The sequence below is a fragment of the Streptomyces endocoffeicus genome, from assembly GCF_016741935.1.
Classification (GTDB): Bacteria; Actinomycetota; Actinomycetes; order Streptomycetales; family Streptomycetaceae; genus Streptomyces; species Streptomyces endocoffeicus.
Genome location: NZ_JAERRG010000001.1, coordinates 407262 through 425730, shown reverse-complemented (window position 1 = coordinate 425730; position 18469 = coordinate 407262). Strand labels below are relative to the sequence as shown.

Genomic DNA, 18469 nt, shown 5'->3' with positions numbered 1-18469 from the left:
GGGCTAGCTCCTCTCCGTGGCACGGCCGACAGTGCGACCGGTGTCCGATTTCGTGTCGTCGAGCACTCCGTCGATCAGCCTGAACATCTCGTCGTCCGTGGCGCCGCTCAGGTCGGGCACCGCTCCGTGCTCATCGGCGGCGCCGTCTTCCCGGCCGCGCAGCAGTCGCCGCAGTGTCGTGGCGATCACCTCGGGGACGGGCGCGGACGAAGGCCACCGGAGCAGGGCCGCCTCCAGCTCGCTCAGGCGGTCCAGCACGACCCGCTCGGCCGGGTCGCCCTCGTCGACTCCGAGCGCGTCGCCGAGGTGCCGGGCCAGTGCGGCGGCGGTGGGATGGTCGTAGACCGCGGAGGCCGCCAGTGGCACTCCGGTGTCCGCGCCGAGCAGGTTGCGCAGCCGGACCCCGGCCAGCGAGTCCAGGCCCAGCTCCTGGAACGGCCGGTGCGCGTCCAGGTTTCCGGCCGGCCGGCCCGATACGACGGCGACCCGGGCGGTGACCAGCTCCAGCAGCACCGACGACCGCCGCTGCGGCGCGGTGGCCGCCAGCCGTTCCCGCAACGCGCTCGCGGGTTCGGGCCCGGTGTCCGCGCCCACCCCCGGCAGTGCGGAGCACAGGCGCCCCGGCCGTGCGGCGGCGAACCGCGGCCAGTCCACGGCACCGACCACGTACTGCGCCGCACCGCCGGACAGCGCCCGCTCCAGCGCGTCCAGCGCCCGGTCGGCGGGCATCGGCGTGGCGCCGCTGTCCGACCGCGAGCCGACGGGCCAGGACGTGGTCATCCCGGTGTCCAGCCAGGGGCCCCAAGCCAGGCTCGTCGCGGGCAGGCCGCCGGCCTGCCGATGGGCCGCCAGCGCCTCCACGACGGCGTTGGCCGCGGCGTAGTTGCCCTGCCCCGGCGAGCCCGCGGCGCCCGCCAGCGAGGAGCACAGCACGAAGAAGCGCAGCGGATGGCCGGCGGTCAGCTCGTGCAGGAACCGCGCGCCGCCCGCCTTGGCCGCGAACACGTGCGCCAGCCGGGCCGGGGACAGCGCCTCCAGCACCCCGTCGTCGAGCACCCCGGCGGCGTGCACCACACCGGTGAGCGACCGCCCGGCGAGCAGCCCGGCCAGCGCCTCGCGGTCGGCCACGTCGCAGCCGGCGATGTCGACCTCGGTGCCCAGCGCGGTGAGTTCGGCGCGCAGTTCCGCCGCGCCGGGGGTGTCCACGCCCCGGCGGCCGACCAGCAGCAGGCGGTCCGCGCCGCGGGCCGCCAGCCGGCGGGCGACGTGCGCGCCGATGCCGCCCAGCCCCCCGGTGATCAGCACGGTGCCGATGGGCTCCGCCGCGGCGGGTTCGGCGCGGCCCACCGGGACCAGCCGCCTGGCGTACAGCCGCCCGTCCCGGATCGCGACCTCGTCCCTGGCGGCCAGCGCGGCGGGCAGCGCGGCCAGGTCCGCCGCGGCCGGTCGCGGCGGCAGGTCCACCAGGCCGCCGTGCAGCCGGGGCGCTTCCATGCCCGCGACCCGGACCAACCCGCACACGGCGGCCTGCTCCGGATTCGGCACGGTGTCCGCCGTGTCGGACGCCGTGTCGGCCCGCACGGCGCCGCTGGTGATCGACCACAGGGGCGTATCCGCGCCTCTGGACAGCAGCGCCCGCAGCAGCGCCAGGGTGGCGGCCAGGCCGGTCGGCACCCCCGGGGTGTCCGAGCCCTCGGCCATCGCCAGGAGGGACACGATGCCGCCGCCCGGCAGGCCGGGCAGCAGCCGGTCCCAGTGCTCGCCGTCCACGGCGTCGCCGCGCACGGTGCGGGTCCCTTCGCCCAGCGCGCCCGCCACGTCCTCGGTGAGCCGGTCCCAGTCCGCACCCGGCGGGGCCACCACCAGCCACGGCCCCGGCGCGTCGGCGACCGGGCCGGGGACGGGCAGCGGCGGCCACTCGACACCGTGCAGCAGAGGGTCGGCGGTGGCCCCGTCGTCGTCGGGCAGCCAGAACCGCTGCCGGGTGAACGCGTAGCCGGGCAGTGGCACCGCCCGCCCGCCCGCGCACCAGGCCGCCCAGTCCACGTCGCACCCCCGGGTGTACGCGGTCGCCAACGCCGTCAGCAGGCCGTGCACCTCGTCGACGCCCTGCCGCAGCACCGGCAGGAAACCGTCCCCGCCCAGCGCCTCCTGGCCGAGCGCGCTGAGCGTCGCGCCCGGTCCCAGCTCCAGGTAGGTGCTGGTGCCCGCCGCGTCCAGCGCGCGCAGGCAGTCGTGGAAGCGCACCGGTTCCCGCGCATGCCGGACCCAGTACTCCGGGTCACGAAGCTCCTCGGTGACCCGTGCGCCGGTCACCGAGGACACGACCGGAATCTCCGGTGTCCGGAAGTCCAGTCCGGCCAGCACCTTACGGAAGGGGTCCAGAACCGGGTCCATGTGGTGGGAGTGAAACGCGTGCCCCACCGCCAGGCGGCGCACATGGGTCACCCGCCGCGAGATCTCCCGCACCGCGTCCGCGTCCCCGGCGAGCACCACCGAGGCGGGCCCGTTCACCGCGGCCAGCGCCACCCGGTCCTCGTGGCCGCGGAGCAGTTCCGGCACATCGGCTTCCGGTACCTGGACCGCCACCATCGCGCCCTCGCCACCGAGTTCGCGCATCAGCCGCCCGCGCGCGGCCACCAGTGCGCAGGCGTCGGCCAGTGGGAACACGCCCGCGGCGTGCGCTGCGGCGATCTCGCCGACCGAGTGCCCGGTCACCGAGTCCGGCCGCACCCCCACCGTGGTGAGCAGCCGGAACACCGCCACCTGAACCGCGAACACCGCGGCCTGCGCATGGTCGGTGCGTTCACCGGGTCCGTCCCGGAGGATCTCGGCGAGCGGCCGGTCCAGCAGCGGGTCCAGCTCGGTGGCGATCTCCCGGAGGGCCGCCGCGAACACCGGTACCCGGTCCCGGAGCGACGTGGCCATGTCCGGGTACTGCACGCCCTGGCCGGGGAACAGGAACGCGGTCGCGCCGTCGGCCGCCACTCCGGTCATGCCGGTCCCGGCTCGCAGCGCGGCGGTCAGCTCGCCGGTGTCCGTGCCGAGCACGACCGTGCGGGCACGCAGCCGGGCCCGCGTGGTGGCCAGCGAGTACGCCACGTCCAGGGCGGACGGCGCCCCGTTCGCGTCCTCGTCGGTCAGCCCCTCGTCGGTCAGCCGGCGGAGCAGGGCCCCGGCCTGCGCGGGCAGCGCCTCCGGGGTGGCCGCGGAGAGCACCCACGGGATCAGCGGGGGAGCCGCGGCGGTCGCCGGCTCCGGTTCGGGCTCGGGCTCGGGTTCCTCCAGGATCACATGCGCGTTGGTGCCGCTGAGGCTGAACGAGGACACCGCCGCCCGGCGCGGACGGCCCGCGCGCGGCCAGTCCATCGGCTCGTCCAGCAGCCGTACCGCGCCGTCGTCCCAGTTCACATGCGGGCTCGGGACATTCAGGTGCAGAGTCGCGGGCAACCGGCCGTGCCGCATGGCCTGCACCATCTTGAGCACACCCGCCAAGCCCGCCGCGGCCTGGGTGTGCCCGAGGTTGGACTTCGCGGACCCGACCAGCACGGGCCGCGCCCGGTCCTGCCCGTAGGTCGCCAGCAGCGCGGTGGCCTCGATCGGGTCGCCGAGCGGGGTGCCGGTGCCGTGCGCCTCCACCGCGTCCACCTCACCGGGCGCCAGGCCCGCGGCGGCCAGCGCGTCCCGGATCACCCGCTGCTGGGCCGAACCGTTCGGCGCGGTCAGCCCGTTGGACGCGCCGTCGGAGTTGAGTGCCGAGCCGCGCAGCACGGCGAGCACCCGGTGGCCCCGTTCGTGCGCGGTGGAAAGCCGCTCGAGCACCAGCAGGCCGGCGCCCTCGCTCCACGCGGTGCCCTCCGCGGCCGCGTCGAACGGTTTGCACCGGCCATCCGGGGCGAGCACCCCCACCTGGGAGAACTCCACGAACAGCGTCGGCGTGGTGAGCACCGTGATGCCACCCGCCAGCGCGACCGTGCACTCACCGGCCCGCAGCGCCTGCGCGGCCTGGTGCATCGCCACCAGCGCGGAGGAACACGCCGTGTCCACCGTGATCGCCGGGCCGTGGAAGCCGAACGTATAGGCCAGCCGCCCGGACGCGACGCTGCCCGCGTTGCCGATCGAAACGTCGCCGGTGAGGTCCTCGGGCGTCCGGTGCGCACGGCGCGCGTAGTCGTTGCCCATCAGCCCGAGGTAGACACCGGTGCGGGTGCCCCGCAGCGCGGTCGGGTCGATCCCGGCGTCCTCCAGCGCGTGCCAGGCCAGTTCCAGCAGGATGCGCTGCTGCGGGTCCATCGAGACCGCCTCGGCCGGGGCGACGCCGAAGAAGCCGTTGTCGAACTCGGCGATCCCGTCCAGGAAGCCGCCGTGCCGCACATAGCTGCGCCCGCCGCGGCCCGGCTCCGGGTGGTAGACCTCGTCCAGGTTCCAGCCGCGATCCGCCGGGAACTCGGTGATCGCGTCCCGCCCGGCGGCCAGCAGCGCCCACAGCTCGTCCATGGTGGACACCCCGCCGGGAAAGCGGCAGCTCGCGCCGACCAGCACCACCGGGTCGTCCATGGCGTCCGGGCCGGGCCCGGCGACCGGTGTCCGGCCGCCGGGTACCGCGCCGGGGAGCTGCCCGGACAGGTACCCGGCCAGGGCCGTGGGGGTGGGGTGGTCGAACACCGCCGTCGCGGAGAGCCGCACCCCGGTCGCGGCGGTGAGCCGGTTACGCAGCTCCACCCCGGACAGCGAGTCGAAGCCGATGTCGCGGAACGCCCGCGCCGGGTCCACCCGGCGCTCCACGCCGAGCACGGAGCCCACCGTGGCCAGCACGAGATCGAGCATCGACCGCTCGCCACCGGAGACGAACACGGGCGCCGCGGCCACGGCGGCCGGCCGGGCCGCGCTCCGCCGGACGCCGAGCAGCCCGGCCCACACCGGAGCCCGCTCCGGGCCTGCCGCACGCACGTTGGCCAGGTCGAAGCGGGCGGGCACGGTGCACGCCAGGTCGGTGCCCAGCGCCGCGTCGAACAGTGCCAGCCCGTGTTCGCGGGACATCGGCACGAGCCCGGTTCGCCGCAGCCGGGCCCGGTCGGTGTCGCCCAGCCGCCCGGTCATGCCGGTGTCCCGCGCCCAAAGTCCCCACGCCATCGACGAAGCGGGCAGTCCCCGCGAGCGGCGGTGCTGCGCCAGCCCGTCCAGCCACGCGTTGGCGGCCGCGTAATTCGCCTGCCCCGGCGTGCCGAGGACACCGGCTACGGAGGAGAACAGCACGAACGCGGCCAGGTCGAGGTGTTCGGTCAGCTCGTGCAGGTTGCGCGCACCCTCGACCTTCGGTCGCAGCACCGCGTTCAGCCGTTCGGCGGTCAGGGAGCGCACCGTGCCGTCGTCCAGCACCCCGGCGGCGTGGATCACCGCGGTCAGCGGGCGGTGCGCGGGGATCGCCGCCAGCAGCTCGGCGAGGGCGGCCCGGTCGGCGACGTCGCACGCCACGACCGTGATCTCGGCGGTGCCGGTCAGGTCCTCGAGACCGGACTCGAGCGCCGCCGCGCCGCCGCGCCGCCCCGCCAACACCAGGTGCCGCACCCCGTGCTCGGTGACCAGGTGCCGGGCCAGCTCCCGGCCGAGTACGCCGGTCCCGCCGGTGATCAGCACCGTGCCCCCGGCGAGGGCGGGCCGGTCCCCGGTCCGCGTCACCCGAGCCAGCCGCGGTGCGAACGCCTGCCCGCCCCGGACGGCGATCTCCGGCTCACCGGTGCCCAGCGCCAGTTCCAGGGCGGAGCCGGTGTCCTCGGGGTCGCCGGGGCGGTCCAGGTCGACCAGCACGAACCGGCCGGGATGTTCGGTGCGTGCCGTGCGGACCAGACCCCAGACCGCCGCGGCGTCGGGGTCCTGGTCGTCCTCCGGGGCGATCGCGACCGCACCACGGGTCCGCACGATCAGGGGCCCGCCCGACGTCTTCTCGTCGTCGGTGCCCAAGAACTCGCGGACCCGCGCCAGTGCTTCCTCGGCCCCGGCCACGTCTACGATCGGCCCGGCCACGTCCACGATCGGCGCGTCCACGAACGCCGGGGCGGCCCGCCGCGCGACCGGCACCCAGTCCAGCCGGTGCAGCGCCCGGTCCACGCCCGCCGCCCCCGACCGCACGGGCCCCACGGGCCGGAGCGCGAGCGCGCTGATCGTGGCCACCGCCTCCCCGGCCGCGTCGGCGAGCGCCACGGCGAACGAGTCGCTGCCCCGCGGAGTCAGCCGCACCCGCAATGCCGTGGCCCCGACCGCGTGCAGCGCGACCCCGCTCCAGGAGAACGGCAACCGCACCGGCGCGTCCCCCGCATCCAGCAGCAGCGGGTGCAGCGCGGCGTCGAGCAGGGCCGGATGCAGGCCGAACCGCCCTGGATCGTCCGGCAGTTCGACCTCCGCCCAGCGCTCCGCGCCGAGCCGCCAGGCCCGCCGCAACCCCTGGAAGGCCGGTCCGTACTCGTAACCCCGCTCGTCGAGCCGCGCGTACGCGCCGTCGAGGTCGATCTCCTCGGCACCGGCCGGCGGCCACTCCGTCAGGGTCGCGCCGCCGGACTCCGCGGCCCGGAGCGTCCCGGTCGCGCACCGGGTCCACGGCGCGTCCGGCGCGGACCGGGCGTACATCGCCAGCGTGCCCGGATCCGTCTCGCCGATCGCGATCTGCAACTCGGTCTCGCCCCGCTCGGGCAGCACCAGCGGGCTCTCCAGCACCAGCTCGTCCAGCATCGGCAGCCCCGCCCGCGCACCCGCGTGCAGCGCCAGCTCGACGAACGCGGCCCCGGGCAGCAGCACGGTGCCGCGCACCGCGTGCTCGGCCAGCCAGGGGTGCCGGGTGAGAGAGAGCCGGCAGGTGGCGACGAGGCCACCGCCGGCGAGCTGGACCACCGAGTCCAGCATCGGATGCCCGGCGACGGGCCCGGAGGCGGCGGTGGGCAGCATCCAGTACCGCTGCTCGCGGAACGGGTAGGTCGGCAGCTCCACCCTCCGGGCGCCGTCGAACAGCCCGTTCCAGTGCGCGTCCACACCGTGTACGGCCGCCTCGGCCACCGCCAGCAGGAAGCGGTCGGCACCACCGTCGCCCCGGTTCAGGGTCTCCAGCACCACGCCGTCCCCGTCGTGGTCCTTCTGGTACTTCCTGAGGATCTGCCGCACGCCGCCGGCGAGCACCGGATGCGGGCTCGACTCCAGGAACGTGGTGTGCCCGGCGGCGACCAGCCCGCGCACCGTCGCCTCGAACTCGACCGTGGCGCGCAGGTTGCGGTACCAGTAGTCCGCGTCCAGTCCGGTGGTGTCCACCGGACCGCCGGTCACGGTCGAGTGGAAGGGAACCTCGGCCGCCATCGGAGTCACCGGCGCCAGCAGTTCGCGCAACTCCGCACGGAGCAGTTCGACCTGCGCCGAATGCGAGGCGTAGTCCACCGGCAACAGGCGCGCCCGTTCGCCCTCGGCGGTCAGTACGGCGGCGAATTCCTCGACCGCCTGGACGGCGCCCGAGACCACCGTCGCGCGCGGCCCGTTGACCGCGGCCACCGAGAGATCCTCGCCCCAGCGGGCCATCGACTCCTCGACCGCCGCTCTCGGCAGCCCCACCGACAGCATCCGGCCCGTACCGGAGAGCGCCCGCAATGCCCGGCTGCGCAGCGTGACGATCCGCGCCGCGTCGTCCAGGGACAGCGCGCCGGCCACGGTCGCGGCCGCGATCTCGCCCTGGGAGTGGCCCACCACCGCGGCCGGGCGCACCCCGTGGGCCCGCCAGAGTCCGGCCAGCGACACCATGACCGCCCACAGCGCGGGCTGCACCACGTCCACCCGGAGCAGCGCGTCCGCGTCGGTGAGTACCTCGCGCAGGTTCCAGTCCACGTACGGCGCCATCGCGTCCTGACAGGCCGCCATGTGCCCGGCGAAGACCGGGCTGGACGCCAGCAGTTCCGTGGCCATCCCGGTCCACTGCGTGCCCTGGCCGGGGAACAACAGCACCGGACTGGTGTCCCGGCAGGGTGACCCGACGACCGTGCCCGGTGCCGAGCCGCCCTCGGCGAGCGCGTCCAGTCCGCGCACCAACGATTCCCGGTCCCGGCCGAGGACGGCGGCCCGGTGCTCGAACCCGGCCCGGCCGGTCGCCAGCGTGAATCCGGCGTCGAGCAGGCCGACCCGGTCCGGGCGGAGCCGCTCGGCCAGCCGGCCGGCCTGCTCCCGCAGCGCCTCCGCCGACCGCGCGGACAGCAGCAGCGGCACCGCGGACGCCGGTCGCGGTGGTGCGGACGCCGGTCGCGGCGCCGCGGCGGGCGGGGGTTCCGGCGCCTGTTCCAGGATCACATGGGAGTTGGTGCCGCTGATGCCGAACGAGGACACCCCGGCCCGGCGGGGGAGTCCGGTCTCCGGCCACGGCGTGTCCTCCGCGAGCGGGGTGACCCTGCCGGACTCCCAGTCCACGTGCGGACTGGGCTCGGTCAGGTGCAGGATGCGCGGCAGCACGCCGTCGCGCATGGCGTGCACCATCTTCAGGATGCCCGCCACCCCGGCAGCGGCCTGTGTGTGCCCGATGTTCGACTTGACCGACCCCACCAGCAGCGAGCGCGCCCGTTGCGGGCCGTGCACCGCCAGCAGCGCCCGTGCCTCGATCGGGTCGCCGAGCGTGGTGCCCGTGCCGTGCGCCTCCACCGCGTCGATGTCCGCCTCGGACAGTCCGGCGTCGGCCAGCGCCGCCCGCAGCACCCGTTCCTGAGCCGGCCCGCTGGGCGCGGAGAGCCCGTTGGAGGCCCCGTCCGAGTTGACCGCGGTGCCGCGCACCAGCGCGTGCACGGTGTGCCCGTGGCGCTGGGCGTCGGAGAGCCGTTCCAGCAACAGCATTCCGACGCCCTCGGACCAGGCCGTACCGTCCGCCGTCACGGAGAACGGCTTGCACCGGCCGTCCGGGGCGAGTCCCCGCAGCCGCGAGAACTCCACGAACATCTCCGGGGTGGCCATCACCGTCACCCCGCCGGCCAGGGCCAGGTCACACTCGCCGAGACGCAGCGACTGCACCGCGAGATGAGTGGTCACCAACGACGAGGAGCAGCCGGTGTCCACCGTGACCGCGGGACCGGTGAGGCCGAGCACATAGGCCACTCGGCCGGACACCACGCTGGAGGTGTTCCCGGTGATCAGGTACCCCTCCAGCCCGTCCGGGACGGTATGCACCCGGGGCGCGTAGTCGTGCATCATCGAGCCGGCGAACACGGCCGTGCGGCTGCCCCGCAGCGAGGTGGGATCGATGCCCGCGTTCTCCAGGGCCTCCCACGCCGTCGTGAGCAGGAGGCGCTGCTGCGGATCGGTGGTCAACGCCTCGCGGGCGGAGAGCCCGAAGAACTCGGCGTCGAAATGGCCGGCGTCGTAGAGGAAGCCGCCGTGCCGGACGTAGGAGGTACCGGGCCGGTCCGGGTCGGGATCGTAGAGTGCCGCCAGGTCCCAGCCCCGGTCGTCCGGTAACTCGCCGATGGCGTCGATCCCGTCCCTGGCCGCCTGCCAGAGCCCTTCCGGGGCGGCTATTCCGCCCGGGTAGCGGCACGCCATGCCCACAATCGCAATTGGTTCGCCCGGCATCCGGTGCCCTCCCAGAAAAAAAGCCGATAATTCGTAGATCCCGCTGAATTCCGCGACCTGCCAGAAGCGGGACCACGAGTTCGGTCAGTGGCGCCGCCCGATTACCGGGCGCAGCAGTGCGACTCGCCCCCACGCGGAACTCAAATATCAGATTGCGTAAACGCATGACTGACGGTCGGCGCTTTTTGTCTCCGTCACCAAGTGACCGGGAGTGCCGATACCGAGAACGCGGAGCCGTTGACGTAGCGCAGTTCGTCGCGTGGCGTGGCCAGGCGGAGAGTGGGAATGCGCCGGAACAGAGCGTCCAGGACGGTGCGCAGCTCCAGCCGGGCCAGAGTCTTGCCGAGGCACTGGTGCGGTCCCGAGCCAAAAGCCAGGTGCCTGCGGTTGTCCCTGGTGATATCGAACGTGTCCGGGTCGGCGAAGACCGCGGGGTCGCGGTTGGCGGCGGCGGGCAGGGCGGCGACGCCCTCACCCGTCCGTACCAGGGTGCCGCCGATCTCGACGTCCGCCGTGGCGAGGCGAATCAGGGACAGCTCGGCGACGGAGAAGAACCTCAGCACTTCCTCCACCGCCGCCGGGGTCAGGCCCGGGTCGGCGGTGAGGAGGGCGAGCTGGTCGGGGTGTTCGAGGAGAGCCAGGATCCCGAGTGCGGTCATCGTGGCGGTGGTCTCCAGGCCCGCGGTGGCCAGGAGTATGCACAGTTCGACCATGGCCCAGCGGCTCTCGTCACCGCTGAAGAGCTGGTGGCCCGCCAGCCTGCCCAGCAGGTCCTCGGGTCGCTCGGTCATCTTGGTGGCGCACAGCGCGTCGAAATGCGCGATCAGGGAGCGGAAGGACTCGGCGCGATCCGCGTCAGCGGAGTCGTGGGCCGTCAGCGCCGTGATGTTGGTGGTGAGCTCCTGCCGGTCACCGGTCGGGATGCCGAGCAGCTCACCCAGCACCAGACCGGACATCGGCACGGCCAGCGCGGACACCAGGTCGGCGGGCTTGGCGCCGGCCAGCACATCGTCGAGCAGACCGTCGACGATGCGCTGGACCTTGGGGCCCAGTTCTCGCATGCGGCGGACGGCGAACTCGCCGGCGACCGCACGACGGGCGGGGCCGTGCTCGGGTGGGTCCATCTCGACCAGCGAGGGCCTGAAGCCGGGGAACGCGGCCTCGCCGGCGCGCATCCGCGGGAAGTCCGGGTGCGAGCGGTCGGAGCTGAACCGGGTGTCGCCGAGCACGGCGCGGACGTCGTCATGGCGTGCGGCGACGAACACGGTACGTCCGCTCGGGCCCGTCACCCTGGGCAGGCCGGGGTGCTCGCGCAGGTTGGCGTAGTCCGGAGGCAGGGAAAACGGGCAGGTCCGAGACATCGGCCAAGTCTCGGCTCGCAGCGGGCCCTGGTCGCGCACGCTCACCACCTCGACTCGGCCTTCAAGGCCGTCAGGCCGATGTCTCCGGAGAGCTTTTCGCGGAGTGCGATCGAGAATTGTGGTGACTCCGGTAAAAGGGCGTCCGAGAACCAGATGTCCCGTTGGTGGGCAGTGAGCGGGTGCAGCAGGCGATCACTCATATGGCTCTTCCTCGGCTGGGTCGAGAGAGTGTGCGTCTTGTCGTTGTGCGTACCGCTGTCGTTCGGGGTGACGTGGCTTCAGGAATGGGCGTGACGAGGTCACGCTAACAACGCGGATGGGAGAAGATGATGGTTTATCGACACAACTAGTGGAAGTACTATGCATAGACCAGGACGCGGTATGTCCGACGCTGTTGTGGTGGGTTCGGGGCGTATGGCCCCGCGTGCGGTGCCGGTAGGAGACGTGTCGGAGGGCGACAACGGTGCTTCGTTGCGTCAGGCACGGCGGCCATCCGGCCTGCGACGGTACGAGATCACGCGACTCCGCAACGGCCCCGCGCCGGAAACCGCCATGCTGAGCACGTTCGATACCATCCGCACACCTTGGAGGTCTTGATGCGTACGGGCGTCATTGTCGCCGCGCACCCCGGTGTGGAGGACCTCGCCGTGCGGGCCGAGGAGTTGGGCTTGCACAGCTTCTGGGTCTACGACACCCCGATGGTCCACGGTGACCCCTTCGTCGCCTTGAGCCTGTGTGCGAAGGCCACCAGCCGCATCAGGCTCGGCATCGGCGTGACCTCACCGGCGCTGCGCTCGGCCCCGGCCGCCGCGAGCGGGCTGGCCGGCCTCAACGCCCTGGCACCGGGCCGGATCATCTGCGGGGTGGGCACCGGAAACACCGCCCGCCGCACCCTGGGCATGCGGCCGACCACGGCGGCCAGGCTGGAGAACTTCACCGCCGCACTACAGGACCTGTGCGCCGGAGGTTCTACGGAGTACCGCGAAGGTGACCGGGTCAGCGACATCCGGTTCCTGCACACCGGGGCGCAGGTGAACACCGCCGACCCGATCGAGTTCGTCGTGGCCGCGCTGCGCGGACCGAAGGCCGCCGCCGTCGCCGGCCGCCGCGGCACCGGCCTCATCTCCTTCGGCCTGCTGGACCCCACCGCCTGGTACGCGCTGCACGACGCCCGCCGCCACGCCGCCCGGGTCACACCCCATGACCCCGACTCCCACCCGGACTCGCACCCGGACTCCCGGGCGGACTCCTACGTGGTCACCTCGCTCCACCTCCTCGACGAGGACGAGGACCCCCACGGCGATCCGGCCCGGGACGCCACAGGCCACCTCGCCATGTCGCTACTGGCCTTCGCCGCCGACACACCCGCCTTCGCCGAGCAACTCGGCCCTGAGGAGGGCGAGGCGGTGCGGCGGCTCCTTGAGCGGCGCGGCACCACCTCCACCGCACCGGACCGGCACATCAAGCTCTACCCCAACTACCTCGGACGCATCGCACCGCGCGACCGCGACCTGGTCCTGCCCTCGTTGATGAACACCCTGGCCCTGGTCGGCACCCGCGACGACCTCCGCACCCGCATCACCGCCCTGGAACAGGCCGGCGTCGACGAACTCCTCATCCAGCCGGTGATCGACCCGCCCGCCGAGATGGCCCGGCTCGCGAAACTCCTCACCTGAGCGGACCCACCCGCCACACGCGGTCGCGGACCCGGACCAACGACCGGCCGATCCAGCCGGAACTGCCTAGCCGCGCGCGGTCACGGCCTTGAGTTCGGTCAGCGATTCCCGCATCAACCGCGACATCTCACGTTCCTCCGGTGCCGTGAGCCAGAGCTCGAAGCCGACCTTGAAGACGGCGATCCCCGCCTCGGCGGTCAGGCTCGCGGCAGGGTCCGCGACACCGCGTCGGCGCAGGGCGTCGGCGAGCGCGGCCGACATCGAGGCGAGCTTGATCAGCTCACGCTCCCGGAGTTCCGCGTTCGCCACGATGACGGCCTGGCGCTGCCGGGCGTGCTCGCGCCGGCCCTCGAACACCGTGGAGACCGCCTCGAGCCCAGCCGCCATCGCGTCGATCGGCGCCACGGACCGCGGTGCCTCGGCGACCGCGGTCACGAACAGCTCCTGCAGCGCACTCGACCCGTCGAACAACACCTCGCGCTTGTCGGCGTAGTGCCGGAAGAAGGTCCGCTCGGTGAGGCCGGCCCGTTTGGCGATCTCCGCCACTGTGGTCTGTTCGTAGCCGAGCTCGCCATAGAGCTCCAACGCCGCCTTCGCCAGGCGTCCGCGCGCGTTCGGCTCCCATCTACCCATGCTCGGATCCTACCGCGATGGCAGTCACTGACATCAGGTGCTATGGTCGGATGACAGTCACTGACATCAATGATTCGGGGTATCTCTCATGCGCGTCTTCATGACCGGTGCGTCCGGTTGGATCGGCTCCGCCGTCGTTCCCGAGCTCATCGGCTCGGGGCACCAGGTTGTCGGGCTCGCCCGCTCCGACACCTCCGCCGCCGCCCTCACCGCCGCCGGGGTGGAAGTGGTCCGCGGCACCATTGACGACCTCGACGTCCTGGGGAGCGCCGCCGCCGCGTCGGACGGCGTGATCCATCTCGCCTTCAAGCACGACATCGCCTTCACCGGCGACTTCCAGGGTGCCGCCGAGGCCGACCGCCGGGCCGTTGACACCTTCGGTGAGGCGCTCTCCGGCACCGACCGCCCCTTCGTCCTCGCCTCCGGTCTGGTAGGCCTCGCGCCCGGACGTGTGGCGACCGAGCGGGACACGCCCACGATCGACGGTTCGCCGGCCTCGGTCCGGTCGGCCACCGCCCAGGCGGTGCTCGCACTCGCCTCGCGCGGCGTGCGCTCGTCCGTGGTGCGACTGTCCCCGACCTGCCACGGTGAGGGGGACAACGGCTTTATGGCGGCCCTGGTCGCCATCGCCCGGACCAGGGGTGTCTCCGGCCACATCGGCGACGGCGCCAACCACTGGCCGGCCGTCCACCGCCTCGATGCCGCACGGCTGTTCCGCCTGGCGGTCGAGAAGGCCCCGGCGGGATCGGTGCTGCACGGCGTCGCGGAGGAGGGTGTCCCGATCCGGGACATCGCCGGGGCGATCGGCCGCCACCTCGAGGTGCCGGTGACCCCCGTGACCCCCGAGGCCGCGGCCGACCACTTCACCTGGCTCGGCGGCTTCCTCGGCCAGGACCTCCCGGCGTCGAACGCCCTGACCCGCGAACTGCTGGATTGGCGGCCGACCCACCCCGGCCTCCTCGAAGACCTCGACAAGGGCCACTACTTCCGAGTCCCCGCCACCCCCGCCTGACCCACATCCGCCACGACGGGCCCCAGCGCGTCGCCGTCCGGGTCATCTCCCGTGCGTGCGAGCCGGATACGGCGCCGAATACGGCGTGTTAAGCTCCGAACCGGCTTCTCACCGTTGGGCTTTCCGCCTCGCCAACCAGCTTCACCCGGGTCCCGATGACACGGGGAAGGTGGAAGCCACTCATCACATAAGGGTGTTCTGTGATGGTGGCGACGCGTGTCGACCCTTCTGGTTCTTTCCGAGCCCCGGGGGATCTGCCCGGGACCGTGTTCCAGCCATATCGCCGTTCCGGCATCAGCGGCCTGGTCCCTGTCACCGCCCCGCAGACGGTTCCCCTCAGGGAGGTCTCCGGAGTGCCGGAAGTCAAATCCCCCGAGCAGCCCACCACGCGACGTCCGTGGCTGGTTCTCGCGATCATGTGCATCGGCTTCTTCATGTCGTTGCTCGACGGATCCATCGTCAATGTAGCCATCCCCACGCTGATCCACAGCATGGACGCCTCCTACGACCAGGTGCTGTGGGTCATCGACGGCTATCTGCTCCTCTTCTCGGTGCTGCTGATCACCACCGGGCGGCTGGGCGACATCTTCGGATACCGGCGGCTGTATGTGATCGGCATCATCGTCTTCACCATCGCCTCGGCGCTGTGCGGGCTGGCCGGCTCACCTGCCCAGCTGCTGGCCGCCCGGCTGCTGCAGGGAGTGGGCGGCGCGCTGCTGTTCCCGCAGGTCATCTCGTCGATCCTGACGATCTTCCCGCCGCAGCTGCGCGGCAGGGCGTTCGGCCTGTTCGGCGCGATCGTCGGCTTCGCCCCGATCATCGGCCCGGTCCTCGGCGGCTTCCTGCTCGCCCACCTCAGCTGGCGGTGGATCTTCTTCATCAACGTTCCGATCGGGATCGCCACCGCCGTGCTGGCGCTGACGTTCGCCCCGCCCATGCGCTCGGAGCGCCGACACCGACTCGACCTGGTCGGCGTCGCGCTGGCCACCGCCGGGCTGAGTGGCATCGTGTTCGGCCTGATCGAGGGAGAACGCTACGACTGGGGCACCATCACCGGGCCGATCAGCATCGCCTCGGTCATCGTCGCCGGTGTCGCGCTGCTGGCGGTGTTCGTCCTCCGGCAGCACCGGCAGCGGGACGAGCCCCTGATGCCACTGGCCCTGTTCGGCCTGCGCAACTTCGCGGTCGGCAACTGGGTCGGGTTCGTCTTCCAGCTGGGCATGATCGGCATCATGTTCGTGCTGGTGCTGTACCTGCAGATGGCACGCGGGTACTCGGCGCTGGAGACCGGCCTGGTGGTGCTGCCGAACGCCGTGCTCACCGCCGTCGGCTCGCTGTACGCCGGGCGGCTGTCGGACACGTTCGGCGGCAAGTACATCCTGCTGACCGGGATGACGCTGCTGGCCGTCGGGCTGCTGGTGCTGGTCGCCATGGTCGGCCCCGGCAGCGGCGCATGGAGCCTGCTGCCCGGTCTGACCATCATCGGGATCGCCGGCGGCGCCACGTTCGCACCACTGCAGCAGGCCACCATGGACGGTGTCGATCCCCGGCTGGCCGGTGCGGCCTCCGGAGTCTCCAGCACCACCCGGCAGATCGGCGGTGTCCTCGGCACCGCCGTGCTGGGCGCCCTGCTCTCGGCCCGCCTCTCCTCGACCCTGCGCGGCGAGGCCGAGAAGCGGGCCGGCCGGCTACCGGAGGATCTGCGCGCCCAGTTCATCGACCACAGCACCGCCGCCGCACATGACTACCGTCCGCCCACGCCACCCGGGGGCCTGAACCCCGCCACGGCCGGACTGTACGAACGCGTCACCGCCGACACGTTCGCCACCGGCTTCGTCGCCGCCATGCAGACCGCTCTCGTGGCATGCGCCGTGGTCCTGGTGGCCGCCGCCCTGTGCTGTTTCCTGTTCAGCCCGCACAAGAAGCCGACGGCCATGCCCGCTCCTGGGCAGCGAGCCGAAACCACACCGCACGACTGACCCGGCGATGACAACGGTCGCGGCCCGGTGGCCGCGGCCGTTGTCGAGGCGGTGCCTTCTCGGGCGGCCGGGGTGACCGGCACCCATATCAAGGTTTACGGTCTGGCCACCGGCGGCGGGGTCGACGCCTCCGGCCGGCTCCAGTGAACCGGCACCGGCTCGGCCAGCGGACCGGCAACGGCAAACCAGCGAAAGGGATCACCACATGACGTTCTCCCTCGGCATCGTCGGCGCCGGGCAGTTCTCCGGCCAGTTCGCCAAGCTGTTCCTCGCCCACCCGGGCGTCGGTGATGTCCACGTCACCGATCTGCTTCCCGAGCGGGCCGAGGAGCTGGTCGCCGCGGAAGGACTGTCGGGTACCTTCCCCTCGTACGAGGCGATGCTGGAGTCGAAGGCGGTCGACGCGGTGGCCGTCTTCACCCAGCGCTGGACACACGGCCCGCTCGTACTCCAGGGTCTGAACGCCGGAAAACACGTGTACTCGGCGGTGCCGATGGCGATCACCCGCGAGGAGATAGCGGCGATCATCGAGGCCGTACGGGCCACCGGCCTGACGTACATGATGGGTGAGACGAGCCAGTACAACCCGGCGACCGTGCACGCCCGCGACCAGATCGCCGACGGCGCCTTCGGCCGGCTCTTCTACGCCGAGGGCGACTACGTACACGACATGGACCTCGGCTTCTACGAGGCCTATCAGTACAGCGGCGGCGAGAACTGGAAGGCCACCGCCAGCTATCCGCCGCTGCTCTACCCGACGCACTCCGTCGGCGGGGTCCTCGGCGCCTGGCAGACGCACGCGGTGAGCGTCTCGGCGATCGGAGTGAGGGACGATCGCGGGGACGGTGTCTTCGACCAGGAGATCAGCCAGTTCGGGAACGACTTTTCCAACGCCACCGCGCTGTTCGAGGTGGCGGGTGGCGGCTCGTTCCGTACGAACGAGTTCCGGCGGGTCGGCTATCCCTCGCACATCCGCGAATCGCGTTTCCGGTTCTTCGGGACGGACGCGAGCATGGAACAGCTCGCCACGGTGAGTTTCTGGCAGGACAAGAAGGGGGTCAAGGACATCACGGAGCTGCTGGAGCCCAAGCCGACACTGGCTCCCGATGACCCGTCACTCGAGCACATCTCGCCCGCCCTGCGCGCCGCCTTCACTTCGGGCTCCGCGCCCGTGCACGACCGGTCGCGGCTGCCCCGGGAGTTCGACGACCTGCCCAACGGGCACGAGGGAAGCCACCACTTCCTGGTGGACGACTTCGTGACCGCGGTCAACACCCGCACACTGCCCTCCGTGAACGCATGGGTCGCGGCCCGCTACACCCTGCCGGGCATCGTGGCGCACGAGTCCGCGCGGCAGGGCGGAGCCCGGTTGGAGATACCCGACTTCGGGGACGCGCCCGGGATCTGAGCGGCCGTGGACCGGCTGCCCCTCGGGGCAGCCGGTCAGGTGCCTGGAGCCGTCCCTGGACCGGGCTTGGCCCACAGCGAGCGCACATGGCCGAGGTGGCGGGCCATGCACGTCTCGGCGCCCGTCACATCACCCGCGACCATCAGGTCGAGGAGCTCGATGTGCTCTTCGGCGGACGGGATCAGCTGGTCGCGCTCGTCCAGTGTGGTCAGTCCGTACAGGCGTGAGCGTTTGCGCAGGTCGCCGACGGTTTCGACGAGCCGGTCGTTTCCGGCGAGCGCGAGCAGGGAGAGATGGAACTGACGGTCGGCGTCCAGATAGCCGATGAGGTCGTGCTCGCGCGCGGCGCGCACGATGTCCTCCGCCACCGGGCGCAGCGCCTCCAGGTCCTCGCGGGCGGCGCTGCGGGTGATCCGGCCGATCATGGGGACTTCGATCAGGGCGCGGATCTCGGTGTACTGGTCGAGGTCGCGTTCGTTGACCTCGGTGACGCGGAAGCCCTTGTTGCGTACGGGTTCGACGAGGCCCTCGCGGGCCAGGTCGAGCATCGCCTCGCGCACCGGCGTCGCGGAGATGCCGAAGTCCTCGGCCAGGCCGGGTGCCGAGTAGACCTCGCCGGGGCGCAGCTCGCCGGAGATCAGCGCGGCGCGCAGGGCGTGGGCCACCTGGTCGCGCAGCCGCTCCCTGGTGGTGATGAGGTTGCGCTGCTTGAGGTGGCCCATGACGGTGGTGTTCCCTTCGTGCCCCGTGCCTTCACGGCCGAGAGGATCACCAGAGTACAATGTCATGTTGCTCTCGCGGGTGCCCTGTGCGGATGC

The 18469-nt window shown here is 72.6% G+C and carries 8 protein-coding genes and 1 pseudogene; 4 read left to right on the top strand and 5 right to left on the bottom strand.

Features of this window, described 5'->3' with window-relative positions:
* Positions 1-3: 3 nt before the first annotated feature.
* From JK364_RS01910 to JK364_RS01900, 3 genes and pseudogenes are all read right to left on the bottom strand, one after another.
* A pseudogene (locus JK364_RS01910) lies at positions 4-9573 on the bottom strand (SDR family NAD(P)-dependent oxidoreductase); the annotation flags it as partial.
* A gap of 203 nt (positions 9574-9776) precedes the next feature.
* A complete protein-coding gene (locus JK364_RS01905; protein ID WP_201846802.1) occupies positions 9777-10943 on the bottom strand; it encodes a cytochrome P450 in 1167 nt (388 codons plus the stop codon).
* Positions 10944-10984: 41 nt separating this feature from the next.
* Entirely contained in the window at positions 10985-11143 is a 159-nt protein-coding gene (locus tag JK364_RS01900; protein WP_201846800.1) for a hypothetical protein, read from the bottom strand.
* 396 nt (positions 11144-11539) lie between these two features.
* Between JK364_RS01900 and JK364_RS01895 the strand changes: the two genes are divergently transcribed.
* A complete protein-coding gene (locus tag JK364_RS01895) occupies positions 11540-12619 on the top strand; it encodes an LLM class flavin-dependent oxidoreductase (protein WP_201846799.1) in 1080 nt (359 codons plus the stop codon).
* A gap of 66 nt (positions 12620-12685) precedes the next feature.
* Here the strand turns inward: JK364_RS01895 and JK364_RS01890 are convergent, their stop codons facing one another.
* Positions 12686-13252, bottom strand: coding sequence for a TetR/AcrR family transcriptional regulator (locus JK364_RS01890; protein WP_201846798.1), 567 nt, complete (start codon positions 13250-13252; stop codon positions 12686-12688).
* 88 nt (positions 13253-13340) lie between these two features.
* Between JK364_RS01890 and JK364_RS01885 the strand changes: the two genes are divergently transcribed.
* The 3 genes from JK364_RS01885 (at position 13341) to JK364_RS01875 (ending at position 17651) form a co-directional block, all read left to right on the top strand.
* Entirely contained in the window at positions 13341-14264 is a 924-nt protein-coding gene (locus tag JK364_RS01885) for an SDR family oxidoreductase (RefSeq protein WP_201846797.1), read from the top strand.
* Between the two features lie 353 nt (positions 14265-14617).
* Complete coding sequence (locus tag JK364_RS01880; protein ID WP_201846796.1) at positions 14618-16243, top strand: DHA2 family efflux MFS transporter permease subunit; 1626 nt, start codon at positions 14618-14620, stop codon at positions 16241-16243.
* 205 nt (positions 16244-16448) lie between these two features.
* Positions 16449-17651, top strand: a complete 1203-nt coding sequence (locus JK364_RS01875) for a Gfo/Idh/MocA family protein (RefSeq protein WP_201846795.1) — start codon at positions 16449-16451, stop codon at positions 17649-17651.
* Between the two features lie 35 nt (positions 17652-17686).
* Here the strand turns inward: JK364_RS01875 and JK364_RS01870 are convergent, their stop codons facing one another.
* A complete protein-coding gene (locus JK364_RS01870) occupies positions 17687-18373 on the bottom strand; it encodes a GntR family transcriptional regulator (protein WP_201846793.1) in 687 nt (228 codons plus the stop codon).
* Positions 18374-18469 lie beyond the last annotated feature (96 nt).

Excerpts from the sequence above, each read along its gene's own strand:
- JK364_RS01900 (WP_201846800.1), bottom strand. The coding sequence starts at position 11,143 with ATGAGTGATCGCCTGCTGCACCCGCTCACTGCCCACCAACGGGACATC.
- JK364_RS01895 (WP_201846799.1), top strand. The coding sequence starts at position 11,540 with ATGCGTACGGGCGTCATTGTCGCCGCGCACCCCGGTGTGGAGGACCTC.
- JK364_RS01875 (WP_201846795.1), top strand. The coding sequence starts at position 16,449 with ATGACGTTCTCCCTCGGCATCGTCGGCGCCGGGCAGTTCTCCGGCCAG.
- JK364_RS01890 (WP_201846798.1), bottom strand. The coding sequence starts at position 13,252 with ATGGGTAGATGGGAGCCGAACGCGCGCGGACGCCTGGCGAAGGCGGCG.
- JK364_RS01870 (WP_201846793.1), bottom strand. The coding sequence starts at position 18,373 with ATGGGCCACCTCAAGCAGCGCAACCTCATCACCACCAGGGAGCGGCTG.
- JK364_RS01905 (WP_201846802.1), bottom strand. The coding sequence starts at position 10,943 with ATGTCTCGGACCTGCCCGTTTTCCCTGCCTCCGGACTACGCCAACCTG.
- JK364_RS01885 (WP_201846797.1), top strand. The coding sequence starts at position 13,341 with ATGCGCGTCTTCATGACCGGTGCGTCCGGTTGGATCGGCTCCGCCGTC.